This is a genomic window from Flavobacterium sp., from assembly GCF_035292545.1.
Lineage (GTDB): Bacteria > Bacteroidota > Bacteroidia > Flavobacteriales > Flavobacteriaceae > Flavobacterium.
This window is the reverse complement of sequence record NZ_DATDPV010000021.1, coordinates 1-17,016: the sequence shown is the minus strand read 5'-3', so window position 1 is coordinate 17,016 and position 17,016 is coordinate 1. Positions and strand designations below refer to the sequence as shown.

16 protein-coding genes and 1 pseudogene are annotated in these 17,016 nt (G+C 34.5%); 15 read left to right on the top strand and 2 right to left on the bottom strand.

Features of this window, described 5'->3' with window-relative positions; genetic code table 11:
* Positions 1-45: 45 nt before the first annotated feature.
* On the top strand, positions 46-981 hold the full coding sequence (ctlX, locus tag VI621_RS03410) for a citrulline utilization hydrolase CtlX (protein ID WP_324216989.1): 936 nt from the start codon (positions 46-48) through the stop codon (positions 979-981).
* Positions 982-1,016: 35 nt separating this feature from the next.
* On the opposite strand, the gene VI621_RS03405 is transcribed toward ctlX, so the two are convergent.
* Positions 1,017-1,643 (bottom strand): MarC family NAAT transporter, encoded by a 627-nt coding sequence (locus VI621_RS03405; RefSeq protein WP_324216988.1) that lies wholly within the window; start codon positions 1,641-1,643, stop codon positions 1,017-1,019.
* Positions 1,644-1,823: 180 nt separating this feature from the next.
* Between VI621_RS03405 and VI621_RS03400 the strand changes: the two genes are divergently transcribed.
* Positions 1,824-2,189 (top strand): CoA-binding protein, encoded by a 366-nt coding sequence (locus VI621_RS03400; protein ID WP_324216987.1) that lies wholly within the window; start codon positions 1,824-1,826, stop codon positions 2,187-2,189.
* Between the two features lie 181 nt (positions 2,190-2,370).
* Here VI621_RS03400 and VI621_RS03395 read toward each other — a convergent pair whose 3' ends face one another.
* Positions 2,371-3,873, bottom strand: coding sequence for a sodium:solute symporter (locus tag VI621_RS03395; RefSeq protein WP_324216986.1), 1,503 nt, complete (start codon positions 3,871-3,873; stop codon positions 2,371-2,373).
* A 330-nt stretch (positions 3,874-4,203) separates the two neighbouring features.
* Between VI621_RS03395 and VI621_RS03390 the strand changes: the two genes are divergently transcribed.
* The 13 genes and pseudogenes from VI621_RS03390 to VI621_RS03330 all read left to right on the top strand — a co-directional run.
* Entirely contained in the window at positions 4,204-4,773 is a 570-nt protein-coding gene (locus tag VI621_RS03390; protein WP_324216985.1) for an ArsR family transcriptional regulator, read from the top strand.
* A 22-nt stretch (positions 4,774-4,795) separates the two neighbouring features.
* Complete coding sequence (locus tag VI621_RS03385; RefSeq protein WP_324216984.1) at positions 4,796-5,782, top strand: SDR family oxidoreductase; 987 nt, start codon at positions 4,796-4,798, stop codon at positions 5,780-5,782.
* Between the two features lie 57 nt (positions 5,783-5,839).
* The gene (locus VI621_RS03380) at positions 5,840-7,120 is read left to right on the top strand and encodes a nucleotide sugar dehydrogenase (protein WP_324216983.1); all 1,281 of its coding nucleotides are present in this window, start codon (positions 5,840-5,842) and stop codon (positions 7,118-7,120) included.
* Between the two features lie 18 nt (positions 7,121-7,138).
* Positions 7,139-8,185 (top strand): dTDP-glucose 4,6-dehydratase, encoded by a 1,047-nt coding sequence (gene rfbB, locus VI621_RS03375; RefSeq protein ID WP_324216982.1) that lies wholly within the window; start codon positions 7,139-7,141, stop codon positions 8,183-8,185.
* An 18-nt stretch (positions 8,186-8,203) separates the two neighbouring features.
* Positions 8,204-9,079 carry a glucose-1-phosphate thymidylyltransferase RfbA gene (rfbA, locus tag VI621_RS03370; protein WP_324216981.1) on the top strand — a complete coding sequence of 292 codons (876 nt, stop codon included), beginning with the start codon at positions 8,204-8,206 and terminating at the stop codon, positions 9,077-9,079.
* A gap of 1 nt (position 9,080) precedes the next feature.
* Complete coding sequence (locus VI621_RS03365) at positions 9,081-10,520, top strand: lipopolysaccharide biosynthesis protein (RefSeq protein WP_324216980.1); 1,440 nt, start codon at positions 9,081-9,083, stop codon at positions 10,518-10,520.
* The gene (locus VI621_RS03360) at positions 10,517-11,599 is read left to right on the top strand and encodes a DegT/DnrJ/EryC1/StrS family aminotransferase (RefSeq protein WP_324216979.1); all 1,083 of its coding nucleotides are present in this window, start codon (positions 10,517-10,519) and stop codon (positions 11,597-11,599) included. The genes VI621_RS03365 and VI621_RS03360 overlap by 4 nt, the downstream gene beginning before the upstream one ends.
* A gap of 3 nt (positions 11,600-11,602) precedes the next feature.
* A complete protein-coding gene (locus VI621_RS03355; protein ID WP_324216978.1) occupies positions 11,603-12,256 on the top strand; it encodes an acetyltransferase in 654 nt (217 codons plus the stop codon).
* The gene (locus tag VI621_RS03350) at positions 12,253-13,140 is read left to right on the top strand and encodes a glycosyltransferase family 2 protein (RefSeq protein ID WP_324216977.1); all 888 of its coding nucleotides are present in this window, start codon (positions 12,253-12,255) and stop codon (positions 13,138-13,140) included. The genes VI621_RS03355 and VI621_RS03350 overlap by 4 nt, the downstream gene beginning before the upstream one ends.
* Positions 13,141-13,497: 357 nt before the next feature.
* Positions 13,498-14,379 carry a hypothetical protein gene (locus tag VI621_RS03345; protein ID WP_324216976.1) on the top strand — a complete coding sequence of 294 codons (882 nt, stop codon included), beginning with the start codon at positions 13,498-13,500 and terminating at the stop codon, positions 14,377-14,379.
* A 3-nt stretch (positions 14,380-14,382) separates the two neighbouring features.
* Positions 14,383-14,919 (top strand): acyltransferase, encoded by a 537-nt coding sequence (locus VI621_RS03340; RefSeq protein WP_324216975.1) that lies wholly within the window; start codon positions 14,383-14,385, stop codon positions 14,917-14,919.
* Positions 14,919-16,742, top strand: coding sequence for an asparagine synthase (glutamine-hydrolyzing) (asnB, locus tag VI621_RS03335; protein ID WP_324216974.1), 1,824 nt, complete (start codon positions 14,919-14,921; stop codon positions 16,740-16,742). Before VI621_RS03340 ends, asnB begins: the two co-directional genes overlap by 1 nt.
* Positions 16,735-17,016, top strand: a pseudogene (locus VI621_RS03330) (glycosyltransferase); the annotation flags it as partial. The gene asnB and the pseudogene VI621_RS03330, both read left to right, overlap by 8 nt.

The window sequence follows — 17,016 nt, the reverse complement described above, 5'->3', positions numbered from 1 at the left end:
GTAAAGACACACTGTAGTGCCTCTTTGCGAAAAAAAAAATAAACCATGAAACAGACAACAAATTCCATATTAATGATTCGTCCGGTGGCGTTTCGTATGAATGAACAAACGGCAGTAAATAACTACTACCAAAAAGTGTTAGATGATTTATTGCCGGCAACAGTAAACGCAAAAGCGCAACAGGAATTCGACACTTTCGTGGAGAAATTAAGAGCGGTGGGTGTAGATGTGACCGTAGTTGATGATACGTTGAATCCGGACACACCGGACAGTATTTTTCCAAACAATTGGATTTCATTTCACGAGAACGGAGATGTGGCTTTATATCCGATGTTTGCCGAAAATCGCCGTAAAGAACGTCGTGAGGAAATCCTGGATATTCTGGAAGAAAAAGGATTTGTAATTAATAATATTGTCGATTATACTTCTGCCGAAGAAGATGGTTTTTTCCTCGAAGGAACCGGAAGCATATTACTGGACAGGGAAAATGACAAGGCCTATTGTGCTTTATCACCAAGAGCGGATGAAGAATTATTTATAGAATTCTGTGAGGATTTTGAATATACCCCAGTAATATTCGAAGCCTTTCAAACGGTAAACGGAGAAAGAAAATTAATCTACCACACCAATGTAATGATGTGTCTGGGCGAAACCTTTGCTGTAATTTGTGCCGATAGTATCGATGACAAAAAAGAACGCAAAATGGTTCTGGACAGTATAAAAGGCGATGAAAAAGAAGTGATTTTAATTACCGAAGACCAGGTTAATAGTTTTGCCGGAAATATGCTCGAAGTAAAAGGGGCAAACGACAGAAGATATTTAGTGATGAGTACGGCTGCGTATAAGAGTCTGACCAAAAAGCAAATCGCACAACTCGAAGAACATGTAACAATTTTAAGTTCGAGTTTAGATACCATTGAAGCTTGCGGCGGTGGAAGTGCCAGATGCATGATGGCGGAGATTTTCCTGCCTAAAGAATAAAAAAAATGACCTTCACGTGAAGGTCATTTTTTTTTTTACATATTTACTTTTATCAGGGTGGTAATGGAACTAATAATATATTGAATTCCAATTGCAATAACAATAAAGCCAACAATTCTGGAAATGGCGACAATACCCGACGTTCCCAGTATTTTGGCCAAGTAATGGGCGCTTTTTAACGTCAGGAAAATAACAATAGAAACCGCTAAAATAGCCAGTGTCGACCATAAAATATCCATGGTGCTATGGTGTTCCTGATAAAACGCAATCAAGAGTGACATAGAGCCCGGACCAGCCAACATTGGAATGGCCAGTGGGGTTAACGCAATATCATTCCGGTTTTGAATCTCATTCTCCACTTTCTTATTAATCCCTCTTTTCTTGCTGAATTTACCTGTCAGTAATGAAAATCCGGAACTAACGATAATCAGTCCGCCCGCAATTCGTAACGCTTCAATACTGATTCCAAAAAAAGACAATACATATTCCCCAATAAAAAAGGAAATAATCAAAATTATAAAAACATTAATGGCCGTCCACAACGATATTCGGGAACGTTCTTTTTTGTCATCGTGCTGGGTAAGCCCAACAAAAATAGGCACCGTTCCAATTGGATTTAAAACTGAGAATAACGCGGCGAATAAATAAATAAAAAGTTCCATGTTTTTTTGCAAAATTAGGGGTTTCAAATAAGGTTTACGATGAACTTAAAATTAAGAAAAGGTTATAATAAAAGAAATTTCGTGACCGTTTTAAAAGCTTTGAAAACGAAAGATATTAATTTTAATTGAAAATGGACTATAGTATTTTCACTACTTTTGCAAAACAATAATAATCTACAGATGAAAAATAAAAAAACTTTAGTACTTGGTGCTTCCACAAAACCAACCAGATATGCTTTTATGGCGATTGAAAAATTGGTCGAAAAAGGACATTCTGTTCTTGCTATCGGTCAAAATGCGGGTGAAGTGGCAGGAATTAAAATCCAGACCAAAGCCATCCCTTTAAAAAATATCGATACCGTTACGTTATACCTGAATCCAACCCGTCAGCGCGATTATTACAATTACATCGTGGAAGCGGCACCAAAAAGAGTGATTTTTAATCCCGGAACCGAAAATCCAGAGTTTTATCAGTTGTTAAAACTAAACAATATCAAAGTCGAAGTGGCTTGTACCTTGGTTTTATTGGCTACAAACCAGTATTAACTATTTTTTGGGGAGCAAATAGCTTGGGGCTTATCAATAAATCCTGTTCCTGCTGTACGCTATATCTTTTTATACCCCACCCGTTTTTTCGAAACGGGTCGGGTATAAAAAGGATACCACTGCCATCAGGGCTAAGGAATGAATCATTTTACCTTTTGGAAAATTTTCCCCAACCTCCGCTTTAAAACCTTGTCTGCTCCGTTGCCGGTTTACTAATCAATAACAGACCAACAAAAGTAATCAGTCCGTTAAGGATAATCAATTCATTATCGATAACATATCCTCCCAATAAAGTTGTTGAATTGGTGCTGATCAAAAAGCAAATCGCCGGAGAAAGCAGGCAAATAAAAGGAACCAGTTTGTCGTGTACCGTTTTCGACTTCATAAACAATCCAAAAGCATACAATCCCAAAAGTGGGCCGTAGGTATAAGAAGCAATCTTGAAAATCATGCTCACCACCGAAGCATCGTTAATCGCATTAAAAATCACAATCACTATAAACATCAATAATGAAAAACCGATGTGAACAAAATGACGGGTTATAACGTTATTGGGTTTGTCTTGATTTTCCAATTTATCCATTCCAAGAAAATCCACACAAAAAGAAGTAGTCAAAGCCGTTAATGCCGAATCGGTTGTGGCAAAGGTGGCTGCAGTCAATCCCAGCAAGAAAACAATGGCTGGAATTAAACTCAAATGATGAAAAGCAATTTCTGGAAATAGCAAATCGGTTCTTGGTTTTCCGGTAACCAAATCGGTTGGCACTTCAATGCCGTTTTTGTTTGCATAGATATAAAGTAACGCGCCGACACTCAAAAAGAAAATATTAATCACGACAAAAATACCAGTGAAGGTAAACATGTTTTTTTGTGCTTCACCAATGTTCTTGCAGCTCAAATTCTTTTGCATCAAATCCTGGTCTAAACCCACCATCGCAATGGTAACGAAGATTCCGCCTAAGATTTGCTTCCAAAAATAATGTCCTTTCATGGCATCTTCAAAGAAAAACACTTTCGAATAATTGCTGTTTTTTACTGCTTCGAAAGCCTCAATTGCTGAAAAATCCAAACTGTTGCAGATAAAGAAAATCGTCAGAAATACAGAAGAAACCAGAAAAAAGGTTTGCAAAGTATCAGTAATAATAATGGTTTTCAGTCCGCCACGATAGGTGTACGCAAATATAAGAAGCAACGAAATCAACACAGTAACCGCAAACGGAATTTTATAAAAGTCGAAAACATAACGCTGCAAAACAATCACGACCAAATACAATCGAAAAGCCGAACCAATCGTTCTGCTGATCAAGAAAATACTCGCCGCAGTTTTGTAACTGACAATTCCCAGCCTTTGTTCAATATAACTGTAAATCGAAGTCAGGTTCATCCGGTAATAAAGTGGCAGCAGGACTTTTGCGATGATAATAAACCCAATCGCATTTCCCAATACAAACTGAAAATATTTGAATTGATTCTCCGGATTTCCCACTTCTCCGGGAACCGAAATAAAAGTCACACCCGAAAGCGCCGTTCCAATCATTCCGAAAGCCACCAAATACCATTTAGAATTTTTATTGGCTTTAAAAAAAGCCTCGTTGCCGCTGTCTTTTTTACTGACCACGTGAGAAATGACAAACAGTATTCCAAAATAAACGATAATCAATGATAATATGGCGATAGGAGTCATTTGCTATTTTTTTATTCGGAGGCCAAAGTACGAAAAAATGTTAATTTAGGGATTTGTTTATTCGGTTATTTGATTGTTCGATGGGCGGAAGGAGGGCTTGATTGTTTGATTGCTATTGTAGAATACAAACATTGTTGCTTGACTTAGGGCGTAATTTAACATTTTGATTAAAATAAAATTCAAATTCAGTTGCCTCCGTTTTTATTTCTATTAAACTAGAAAGCCTTAGCAATCAGGAATTAACAATAAATTAATGTTAATTTTTCTTGTTATTTTTTGCTTGTTACAACAATTCGAGTACTTTTGTTACTCGGTATTAACCCGATAGTTATGTTAGAGACGCTCATTACTTCAAAAACCCGTATTCGTATTTTGGTAAAGTTTTTTATAAACGCTGCCAATAACGGTCATTTACGAGGTTTAGCAGAAGAGCTCAACGAGTCTACCAATGCCATCCGTAAAGAGTTAAACAATCTTTCGGAAGCCGGCTATTTGGAAAAAGAAGCGATACAAAACCGAATATCCTACAAAGCCAACATCAAGCATCCTTTATTTACAACCCTCCAAAAAATTGTATACCAGCACCTGGGCTTAGATGCCATTGTGGAAATGATTTTAGATCGTATGGGGGTGGTAAACAGCATTATGATTATTGGAGATTATGCCAATGGTAATGACAGTGGAACCATAGCAGTAGTAGTAGTAGGTGAAGCGTTGAATGCCGAGTACATTGACCAGTTGGCCGGTAAAATTGAAAATGTAATCCATAGAAAAGTCCAATTTATCATTACGCAAGAATATTCAGGAAAAGGATTGGTTATTTATGAATCCGATGGGACAGGTCGCGACCTATCCGTAACAGGTCAGAAGGCGCAAAAAATAAAAGTAAAAACAGACTGAGTCTGATTTAAATATTAAATAAATGACACAACAAATTGAGAATCAAAAAATATTAGTAACAGGTGGAGCCGGGTTTATAGGGTCTAATCTTTGTGAACATCTATTGCAACACCACAATAAGGTGGTGTGTCTGGATAATTTTGCCACCGGCAGAACCCAGAACATACAACATTTATTAACCCATCCTAATTTTACATTAATCGTAGGAGATATCCGCAATCTGGCTGATTGTCATAAAGCGGCCCAAGGGGTTGATTATATCCTGCATGAAGCGGCTTTGGGATCTGTCCCAAGATCCATTAATGATCCCATTACCAGTAATGATGTCAATGTCTCCGGATTTTTGAACATGCTGGTTGCGGCAAGGGATGCCAAAGTAAAACGATTTATATACGCTGCCAGTTCGTCTACCTATGGAGATTCTGAAGCCTTACCGAAGGTAGAAGATAAAATAGGCAAACCATTGTCGCCTTATGCTATCACCAAGTATGTGAATGAATTGTATGCGGATATCTTCCAACGTACTTATGGTCTGGACACGATAGGATTGCGTTATTTCAATGTGTTTGGAAGAAAACAGGATCCGGATGGCGCTTATGCAGCGGTAATCCCGAAGTTTGTGATGCAACTGATGCAACACGAAAGTCCGGTAATCAATGGCGACGGGAATTATTCAAGGGATTTCACTTATATCGACAATGTGATTCAGATGAATGTACTTGCCATGGTAACCGAAAACCCGGAAGCCCTGAACACCGTATACAACACTGCCTTTGGTGACCGTACCACATTGAATGACCTAATGGCTTCGCTAAAAAAATACCTTTCCGTTTTTGATCCTGCCATCGCAGATATTAAAACCATATACGGACCCAACAGAGCCGGAGATATCCCGCATTCTTTGGCGAGTATTGATAAAGCAAAACAATTATTGGGTTATAATCCGGAGTTTTCAATGCAACAAGGATTGGAACAGGCAGTTGCCTGGTATTGGGAAAATTTAAAATAGTAAAATTGTAAATTCATAAATTTGAATTATTGAATAACCAAATTAACAAATAAAAAAATGAGTATAAAAATTGCAGTTATAGGTTTAGGATATGTGGGACTTCCTTTGGCAAGATTGTTTGCGACAAAATATCCAGTTGTCGGATTTGATATCAATCAAACCCGGATTGACGGATTGCGTTCAGGAACGGACAGCACTCTAGAAGTTTCAGATGAAGTTTTACAAAACGTATTGGTAGACGGTTTTAATGGTAATCAAAACGGATTATTGTGTTCGGCTACGCTAAATGATATTGCTGACTGTAATTATTATATTGTTACTGTGCCTACTCCCGTAGATAAAAATAACCGTCCTGATTTGACCCCCTTATACAAATCAAGTGAAACGGTAGCGAAAGTATTGAAAAAAGGAGACATTGTTATTTATGAATCCACGGTGTATCCCGGTGTAACGGAGGACGAATGCGTACCGGTGTTAGAAAAAATATCGGGATTGAAATTCAATGTTGACTTTTTTGCAGGCTATTCTCCGGAAAGGATTAATCCGGGAGACAAAGAGCATACCGTAGAAAAAATATTAAAAGTAACTGCAGGATCCACACCGGAAATTGGACAAAAAGTAAACGAATTATATAAAAGTGTGATTACCGCAGGGACTCATTTAGCCCCTTGTATTAAGGTAGCCGAAGCGGCCAAAGTAATCGAAAATTCCCAACGGGACATTAATATTGCCTTTGTCAATGAATTGGCAAAAATATTTAATCTGTTGGATATTGATACCCATGCAGTTTTGGAAGCAGCCGGTACCAAATGGAATTTTTTACCATTCAAACCAGGACTGGTAGGTGGACATTGTATAGGCGTCGATCCTTATTACTTAGCACAAAAAGCACAGGAAATGGGTTATCATCCTGAAATTATTCTGGCAGGGCGTCGTTTGAATGACAGCATGGGCGAATATGTAGCTTCGCAAGTGGTGAAGCTGATGATTAAAAAAGGAATCACCGTTAATGGTGCGCATCTTTTGATGTTAGGTATTACGTTTAAAGAAAATTGTCCTGATGTGCGTAATACCAAGATTGTAGATGTAATTGCTGCTTTAGCGGATTATGGAATTGCGGTAAGTATTTATGATCCGTGGGCCAATCCGGCTGAGGTGAAACATGAGTATGGATTAACAACAAATACAGTTTTACCCAATCGCAAATTTGATGCAGTGGTTTTGGGAGTAGCGCATAAGGAATTTTTGGACTTAGATTTAGCTTCTTTGCAAAATGGCAATAGTTTGTTGTATGATGTGAAAGGAATTTTGGATGTTGCCGTTGATGGTAAATTATAGAGGGGTTAAAAGTAAAAGATGAAAAAAATATTAATCACAGGAGGAGCTGGCTTCATAGGGTCTCATGTAGTAAGGAGATTTGTAAAAAAATATCCTCAGTACCATATATTCAATCTGGATGTGCTGACCTATGCCGGAAATTTGGAAAATATTTCTGATATAGAAAATGAACTGAATTATACTTTCATCAAAGGTGATATCGTGGATGCTGCATTTGTCGACAGTCTATTTTCAGAACATCAATTTGAAGGCGTTGTTCACCTGGCAGCTGAATCTCATGTAGATCGTTCCATTACAGACCCTATGGCTTTTGTTAAAACCAATGTTATAGGAACCATGAATCTGCTTAATGCTTTCAAAACCATCTGGAAAGGTGATTTTGATGGCAAGCGATTTTATCATATCAGCACCGATGAGGTCTATGGTTCTTTAGGTGCAGAAGGACTGTTTACAGAGACCACGGCTTATGATCCTAATTCCCCTTATTCTGCTTCAAAAGCAAGCTCGGATCATTTTGTTCGTGCTTATGGAGAAACCTATGGCATGCCTTATGTTTTGACAAACTGCTCAAACAATTATGGACCCAATCATTTTCCGGAAAAACTAATTCCACTTTTTATAAATAATATCATCAATAATAAACCATTGCCGGTTTATGGAGATGGAAATTATACCCGTGACTGGCTTTTTGTGGAAGACCATGCCGTTGCCATTGATTTGGTTTTTCACGATGGAGAAAATCATGAAACGTATAATATTGGAGGTTTCAATGAATGGAAAAATATTGATTTGGTAAAATTACTTTGTCGAATTATGGATGAAAAGTTAGGAAGAGTAAATGGTACATCTGTAAAGCTAATTACTTATGTAAAAGACAGACCGGGACACGATTTGCGTTATGCCATTGATGCGTCTAAAATAAACACAACATTGGGCTGGAAACCTTCTGTGACATTTGAGCAAGGCTTAGAAAAAACCATTGACTGGTATTTATCAAATGAGGAGTGGTTGCATAATGTTACTTCAGGGGATTATCAAAATTATTACGATAAACAATATAATTAATTCTAATAATTAGTATAGATGAAGGGAATTATTTTAGCCGGAGGTTCCGGAACCAGATTGCATCCATTGACCAAAGTGGTGTCTAAACAATTGTTGCCCATTTATGATAAACCGATGATCTATTATCCGTTATCAGTATTAATGTTAGCAGGGATCCGAGAGATATTAATTATATCTACCCCTCATGATTTGCCGAATTTTAAAAACTTATTTGGCGATGGAAGTCAATTGGGATTAATTATAGAATATGCTGAACAGCCCTCACCCGATGGTTTAGCTCAAGCATTCATTATTGGTGAAAAGTTCATCGGCAGTGATGGTGTGTGTTTGGTTTTAGGAGATAATATTTTTTATGGAGCAGGGCTTCAAAAATTATTAACAGATTCCGTTAAGACAGTCCAAGAAGAAAATAAAGCAGTAGTTTTTGGTTATTATGTAGAGGATCCTGAACGTTATGGTGTTGCAGAATTTGATGCAGTAGGTAATGTATTGAGTATAGAGGAGAAACCCATGCATCCAAAATCGGATTATGCTGTTGTTGGACTGTATTTTTATCCTAATTCCATAATTGAAATTGCTAAAAGCGTGAAACCTTCTCATCGCGGCGAATTAGAAATCACTTCTGTGAATCAGGCTTATTTAGCGTTGAATGAACTTAAAGTTCAGATAATGAGTCGTGGCTTTGCCTGGTTGGATACAGGGACTCATGAATCTTTAACAGAAGCGACGGAATTTGTAAAAGCAGTGGAGAAAAGAACAGGTTTAAAAATTGCCTGTTTAGAAGAAATCGCCATGAATTATAAATGGATTGACAAAGAAGTCGTATATGAGGATGTAAAAAACCTAAAAGGAGATTATTTTGAATACCTTAAAAAAATAACTGGAAAAAAATAACATGTCATTAAAAAAGCAAACTTTTTTAGGGTTATTTTGGGCATTTGGCAATACCTTCATTATAAAGGGATTGTTTTTTGTGGCTACAATTGTATTGGCAAGAATACTAGGTCCTTCAGAATTTGGTTTAATGGGAATGATTTCGGTTTTTATTGCTATTGGAGCATCATTAGTAGATAGCGGATTGTCTACTTCTCTTATTCGAACTCAAAATGCAGATGATAGTGATTATACTACGGTATTTTATTTGAACTTGGGAATTAGTTTTTTTTTATATTTAATATTCTTTTTTGGTGCACCTTTTATTGCAGATTTTTATAACCAAGATATATTAGCCAATATAATTAGGCTATATTGTTTGAGTTTTATTATAACTGCTTTCTCATCGGTACAACTAACGTTACTGAATAAAGAGATGCAGTTTCGTAAAATAATGCAGTATAATATTCCTGGAAATATAATTGGTGTTATTACAGGAATTGCTTTAGGTTATTTAGGATATGGAGTGTGGAGTATTGTATGGATGTATTTAATTACACAATTAGTACAATCAATAATTTTGTGGTCATTTTCGGAATGGAAACCTTCAAAAACTTTTTCTAAAGAAAAAATGAAATACCATTATGCATTTGGTTATAAATTAACTTTATCCGGATTATTGGATACGGTCTTTAAAAATAGTTATAATATTATAATTGGGAAGTATTTCTCAGTTCAGTCCTTAGGTTATTTTGAGCGCGCTCAGGCTTTTAATGATTACTCTGTTTCAACTTTAACAGGAATTATATCTGGTGTTTCTTATCCACTATTAGCTAAGTTACAAAACCAAAAAGATAAAATCACCGAGGTATATAAAAAATTACTTCAGTTTACTTTTTTTATTACAGCACCCCTAATGTTAGGTGCGGCTGCTATTGCAAAACCTTTATTTTTATTAGTTTTAGGAGAGCAATGGTTGCCTGCTGTTTCTTTTTTTCAAATTTTATGCTTAGGAGGAATGTTTTATCCTATCCATGTATTTAACATCAGTGTGCTCAAAGTATATGGCAGGAGCGATTTATTTCTTAAACTGGAAATTATAAAAAAAATTGTTTTTACAATAAGTTTACTGTTGGCTTTTCAATTTGGAATTTATGGTTTAGTTTGGAGCAGTGTTTTTGTCTCAATTAGTGCTTTGGGAATTAATACCCACTACAGTAAAATGATGATCAATTATACCACTAGAAATCAAATAGAAGACATGATTCCCACTTTGTTAAAGGCTGGATTAATGGCTGGATTGATGTTTGTTTTAGTATATTTATTAAAAAATGAATCTACATATTGGCAAATTGTTATTCCTTCTTTTGTGGGGGGATTATTTTATTTTTTGATAAATTATTTTTTAAAAGCAACACCTTTATTTTTTATACTTAATATTATTAAAGAAAGAAAACTATGATACCAGTTACAAAGCCCTTTTTGCCTCCAATAGCAGGTTATAATAAATATTTAGAAGGAATATGGAAACGCCAATGGTTAACCAATATGGGGCCATTAGCAAGTGACCTTGAAATGAGATTAAAAAACCATTTGTCAGTAAATCATTTACTTTTCGTTACTAATGGAACAGTAGCCTTACAAATGGCCATAAAAGCGTTAGACTTAAAAGGAGAAATAATTACAACCCCATTTTCTTTTGTAGCGACAACAAGCAGTATCGTTTGGGAAGGATGTAAACCTATATTTGTTGATATTAATAAAGATTCTTTGAATATAGATCCTAATAAAATCGAGGAAGCCATAACCGAAAATACATCAGCGATATTAGCTACGCATGTGTATGGAAACCCATGCGATGTGTCAGCCATTGAAAAGATAGCCAAAAAGCACAATCTTAAAGTCATTTATGATGGTGCGCATGCTTTCGGTGTACAGGTAAGCGGAAAATCAATTTTTGACTATGGAGATCTTTCTATTTGCAGCCTTCATGCCACAAAATTATATCATTCGATTGAAGGCGGACTGATCATAACTAAAGATGCTACATTGCTCAAAAAGATTGCTTATATGCGCAATTTTGGTTTTGATGGACCTGAAGCTTTTGCAGAATTAGGATTGAACGGTAAAAATTCAGAATTTCACGCAGCTATGGGACTAGTAAATCTGGATTTTATTCAGGAAATCCATGACAATAGAAAAAAAATTGTTGAGCGTTATGATGAAAAGCTTAAAAATTATAAAGGAATTAAGCAATTATGGCACATCAATGGGACACAAAATTATGCCTATTATCCTATAGTTGTTGAAAGTGAGGAGCTATTACATAAATGTATTGATACCCTAACATTAAATGAAATATTCGTAAGGCGTTATTTTTACCCTTCTTTATCTAAGGTATTGCCTTATTTGGAGTCGGTCGAAATGCCCATTACGGAAGATATCGCCAAAAGGGTGATGTGCCTACCATTATTTCATGATTTGACATTGGAAGAAGTAGATTTGATTTGCAGGTTATTATTAAGAATACAAAATAATTAAGTCATGCTTATAATCGGAGCTAAGGGTTTTGCTAAAGAAGTTTTAGAAGTGTTTCATCAATTAAATCAATTGGATAATATTGCTTTTTATGATGATGTGAATGTTGACAGTGAGCATTTTTTATATGGATTATTTCCAATTTTGAAAAATGAAAATGAAGTAAAAGATTTTTTTAATAAATATGGTAATGATTTTACAATAGGTATTGGAAATCCACAACTTAGATATGTTTTAATGAAAAAATTTATATCAATTGGCGGGAATATGGTTTCTAGTATCAGTAATAAAGCTATTATTGGTTCTTATGGAGTAAAAATAGGGAATGGATGTAATGTCTTAGACAATGCAATATTTTCTAATGGCTCGTCAGTTGGGAAGGGTTGTATAATATACTATAATGTAACTTTAACTCATGATTGTGAAGTTGGAGATTTTGTCGAATTATCTCCAGGGGTCACATTATTAGGTTCGTGTAAAATAGGGTCATTTTCGCAAATAGGCGCAAATGCAACTATTCTTCCAAAAATTAAAATTGGTCAAAATGTTATAATTGGAGCTGGAGCTGTGGTAACAAAAGACATTCCTGATAATTGTGTTGCTGTTGGTTTACCATCAAAAGTGATTAGAAATTTAGAGCCAATAAACTTAGGATTATGAATGAGCCAACTGTAAGTGTTGTCATGATTACCTATGACCATGAAAATTTTATTGAAAAAGCTATACAAGGAGTTCTAATGCAGGAGTGTGATTTCGATATTGAATTAATAATAGCGAATGACAATTCACCGGATCATACGGATCGGATAATACACAAGATAATCGGTATACATTCTAATGCATGTCGTATAAGATATACTAAACATGAAAAGAATATTGGTATGATGGCCAATTTCATATTTGCTTTAGAGCAGTCTCAAGGCAGTTACGTAGCTCTTTGTGAAGGCGATGATTATTGGACAGATCCTTTAAAGCTTCAAAAGCAAGTAGATTTTTTGGAGAAAAATAATGATTACAGTATGTGCGTACATAATACTTCAATATTAAGTAATAATGAAATAAGAGATAAGGATTGGAGATGGGACAAGACAAGAGATGTTTTTTCGATTAATGATTATATTTATTCTTTGTTTTTTCATACTTCTTCAGTTGTGTTCAAAAGGGTTGAAATACCCGAATATTTTTCGAATCCGTCAATTTTGCAAGGAGATATGGCCCTTTTTTTAGTGGCAATTAATACTAAAAAAATATTGTTCATTAATGAAATGATGAGTGTTTATAGAATGCATGAAGGAGGGATTACGAACTCTAAGGACAATAAAAGCAACTTGAAATCGTATCAATCCTTATTGTTTATATATGAGAATTTTAATGTTTATTCAAAATTCCAATTTAATGCAATAGTTATGTTAAAAATAAAAATGATAAAATCTATACTTTTTTTAAATGATGAGAGTAAATCTGGATTTATAAAAGGTTTCGTCAAATCGTATTATTATTTTAATAAGATAATAATGAGAAGTTTAGTTCATTTTAAAAAATAAAAAACATTGGATATGAAGAAGTTATTTTTATGGATAATGAATATCTCGATGTTTATTATAGTTTTTAAATTGAATCCTTTTCTAGCTCTCCCACTTTCGTATGATAAATTTTTTATAGCGGCAGGTCTTTTTTCATTATTGTTTGTCCCAGGTATTAAGCACATTACGGTAATTTCTAAACCCGTATTTTTTTTATTGTTGTTATTGCTTTATGGAACTATGGTTTCACTAAATTATAATTATGAGATTAATCATCAGGTATATCGGTTTTTTCTTTTTGTTTTCGAGTCATTAACGGTTTCTTTTTTCATAATAGGAGCTTATATCAGGGTTTTAAATAAGGATTTACAATATATTTTGAAAGTAGTTTTTCACTGTATATTGATACAATCAATCCTTGTCATTATATCCTTTATAGTGCCATTTTTTTTCAACATAATGGATGTCATTGCGCCTTTGGAGGGAACCAATTTTGATGAAGAAATTAGTTTTAGGTTATTTAGAGGTTTAAGCAATACCTCAGGATCAGCCCATTCTGTAGTTTTGTCGATAGGAGCACTATTAGCCTTTTATTTTTACTCCATCGAAAAACATAAAATTTATTTGATTTCCATTCTTTTCTTTTTTCTTGCCGCAGCAATAAATGGGAGGACCGGAGTGATACTAATAGCCTTATTCGCTGTTCTGTATATATTACAGAATTTAAAAAAAGGAAAGATGATAAAACCAATCCTGATTGCTTTATTTGCTTTTTTTATAGGTCAGAATGTCGTAAATTATTTCTTTTCATTTAGTAATAGAAATCAGGAAATTGGAGTTTGGTACTCTGAAGCATTTAGTTTTTTAGATAATGACAAACAAAAAAACAGTGCGTTCTATGATGATTTTGAGGATAAACATATATTTTTTCCGGATACTACCGTGGGCATTTTGTTTGGTGTCGGAAACGATACTGACCAATACCTTATTGGTAAAGGGTCAGATTCTGGAATGATAAAAAATATATTTTCTTTTGGGATAATACTAACAATTGCATTTTATATATTCTTATGTTATAAACTATATAAATCCGGTCAAAGCATGGGAGATGCTGAATTTTATTTGTCAATTGGCATAATAGTAGTGCTTTTAATAAGCGAGTATAAGGAGCCATTCTTAGTAAAAACTTTTTTGGCCAAATTAATATTTATTGTGGTTATTGGCAGAAATTGGAACACAAAACATAAAATGATATTTTAAGAGATGGTAAAAATAATTAAGATTTTAAAAGAATTATATACCAGAGCAACCAAATCAGGCGTTGACTATGCCCGATATAAAGGAGTTAAGGTTGGAAACAATTGCAGAATTTATACCACAAATTTCGGATCCGAGCCATGGATGATTTCTATTGGAAACAAAGTAACTGTAACAAGTGGTGTGATTATATTAACCCACGATGGTTCAACATGGCTAATGAATGACGAAAAGGGCAGACGCTATTTATACAGAAGGGTAGAAATAGGGAATAATGTTTTCATTGGGGTAAATTCCATTATAATGCCTGGGGTAAAAATAGAAGACAATGTAATTATTGCTGCGGGTAGTATTGTTACTAAGTCCGTTCCTTCTGGTGTTATTATAGCTGGGAATCCTGCTAAAATTATTGGTAACTATGAAGCGTATCAAAAGGAGGTATTAGAAAAATATATATCAGATAAAGACATGGATTATACTCTAGATTATCAAAATAGAATTGAAAAAGTGATTGATAATTCATTTAAAAAATATTTACAATAATGTGCGGAATTTATTTAACGAATATTCCTTTTGCTGAAGAAGAGATAAAGGGAAAATTAGAATCCATTCAATTTAGAGGACCTGATTATACGGGAATACAAAAAATAACCGATCTAACCTTTGGACATTTACGTTTGTCTATTTTAGATCTGGATGTCCGTTCTCATCAACCCATGCAATTTGAAGATTTTACCATAGTATTTAATGGTGAGATTTACAATTTTCAGGAAATTAAAAAGGAATTAATGGATTTAGGGTATGCTTTTAATACCACTGGCGATACAGAGGTTTTATTAAAAGGATATAAAGAATGGGGAGAGGGCATTGTGCCAAAATTAAATGGAATGTTTGCTTTTGCCATTTATAATGCTGCAACAAGAAAAATTTTCTGCTCCCGGGATCGATTAGGTGTCAAACCCTTTTATTATTTTTGGAAAGATGGGCAGTTTGAAATTTGCAGCCAGTTGCGACCAATGAGTCAAAACAAACAACTAAATGAAGAGGCTATTTCAATGTATTTAGACTGTACTTATGTGCCAAGTCCTTTTACAATCTATCAGGATGTGTATAAACTGTCTCCTGGGAATAATTTAGAAATTGATTTGAATACTCAAAAAATCACCATTAAGGAGTATTGGAATCTAAAAAAAGTTAGTGATGCTGGTTTGTCTTATGAAGAAGCCAAAGAACAATTGCATGAGCTGTTAAAGGATGCTGTAAAAATAAGATTACAGGCAGATGTGCCTTTCGGATCCTTCCTTTCCGGAGGAATAGATTCAGCATTGATATCTAGCATCGCAGCTAAGGTTTCAAAAGAACCTATTAAAACATTTTCAATTGGATTTGAAGACCCAAAATATGACGAAAGTAAAATAGCGGCGCAATATGCCAAAATTATGGGTTCAGAACATACTGAAACTATTTGTAAACCAGAAGATATTTTAGAATTAATTCCAAAATTAATCGAAGTTTATGATGAACCTTTTGCTGATAGTTCGGCTCTGCCTTCATTATTGTTAAACAAAATAACACAACAATATGTTACGATGGCATTGTCTGGTGATGGAGGAGATGAGAGTTTTTTAGGGTACAATAATTTTGATTGGGTAGCTAAATTCAAATCATTAACAAAAATACCTTACCCGATTCGTTTTATCGCATCCAAATTTTTAATTTTTAATGTTTTAGGATCTAGAACTGAGCCAATAAAAAGAATTCTTAACATTAAATCAAAAAATGATTTTATCGAAGGAATTTTCGTGGGATATAATTCCATCTTGAAAAAGAGAAACCTTGACTGGCTATCTCACTATAGAGGTTATCAAACTTGGTCGAAAGATTTGATCCAAGCTACCGCCGATTTAAACATTAAGTTATGGTTAGAAAACGATAGTAATGTAAAGGTTGACAGAGCGAGTATGGCCTATTCGGTTGAGGTACGAAGTCCGTTTTTGGATTATAGAATAATAGAGTTTGCAAGAACTTTAGCGGTTTCGTATCGGTATGTTCCTGGAAGAAAAAAGAGAATACTAAGGGATATTTTAAAAGAGTACATTCCGGAAGAAGTGTTCAATCAGCCAAAAAGAGGTTTTGCAGTGCCGATAGGGACTTGGATTCGCAAAGAGTTAAAAGAAGAGTTTATAGAAAATTTATCAGATGATTTTTTAAACCAGGTTCCCAATTTAAATGTGCCTAAATTCAAAAAAATGTTTAAAGTGCATTTAGAAGGTAAACATGACTATGCTTCTTACATATGGAGGGTTTATATTTTGTCTAAATGGTATCAGGAATTTGGATTTTATAAAAAAACAAAAGTTGACTAAAAAGAAAATAATTTTTATTTTGCCTAGTTTACGCGCAGGCGGTGCAGAGCGTGTAATTTCGTTTGTTGCCAAACAATTGAATTCCGATATTTTTGATGCAAAATTAATTGTAATCGGTTTTCAGAAAGAAGCTGTTTATGATGTTGAATTATTAAATGTTCAATATCTAAATAAATCCAGATTGTTAACCTCCGTTGCAACATTATTTAGAGTAATCGTAAAAGAAAAACCATCGATTGTGGTAAGTTCGATTGGGCATGTAAATATCATGATG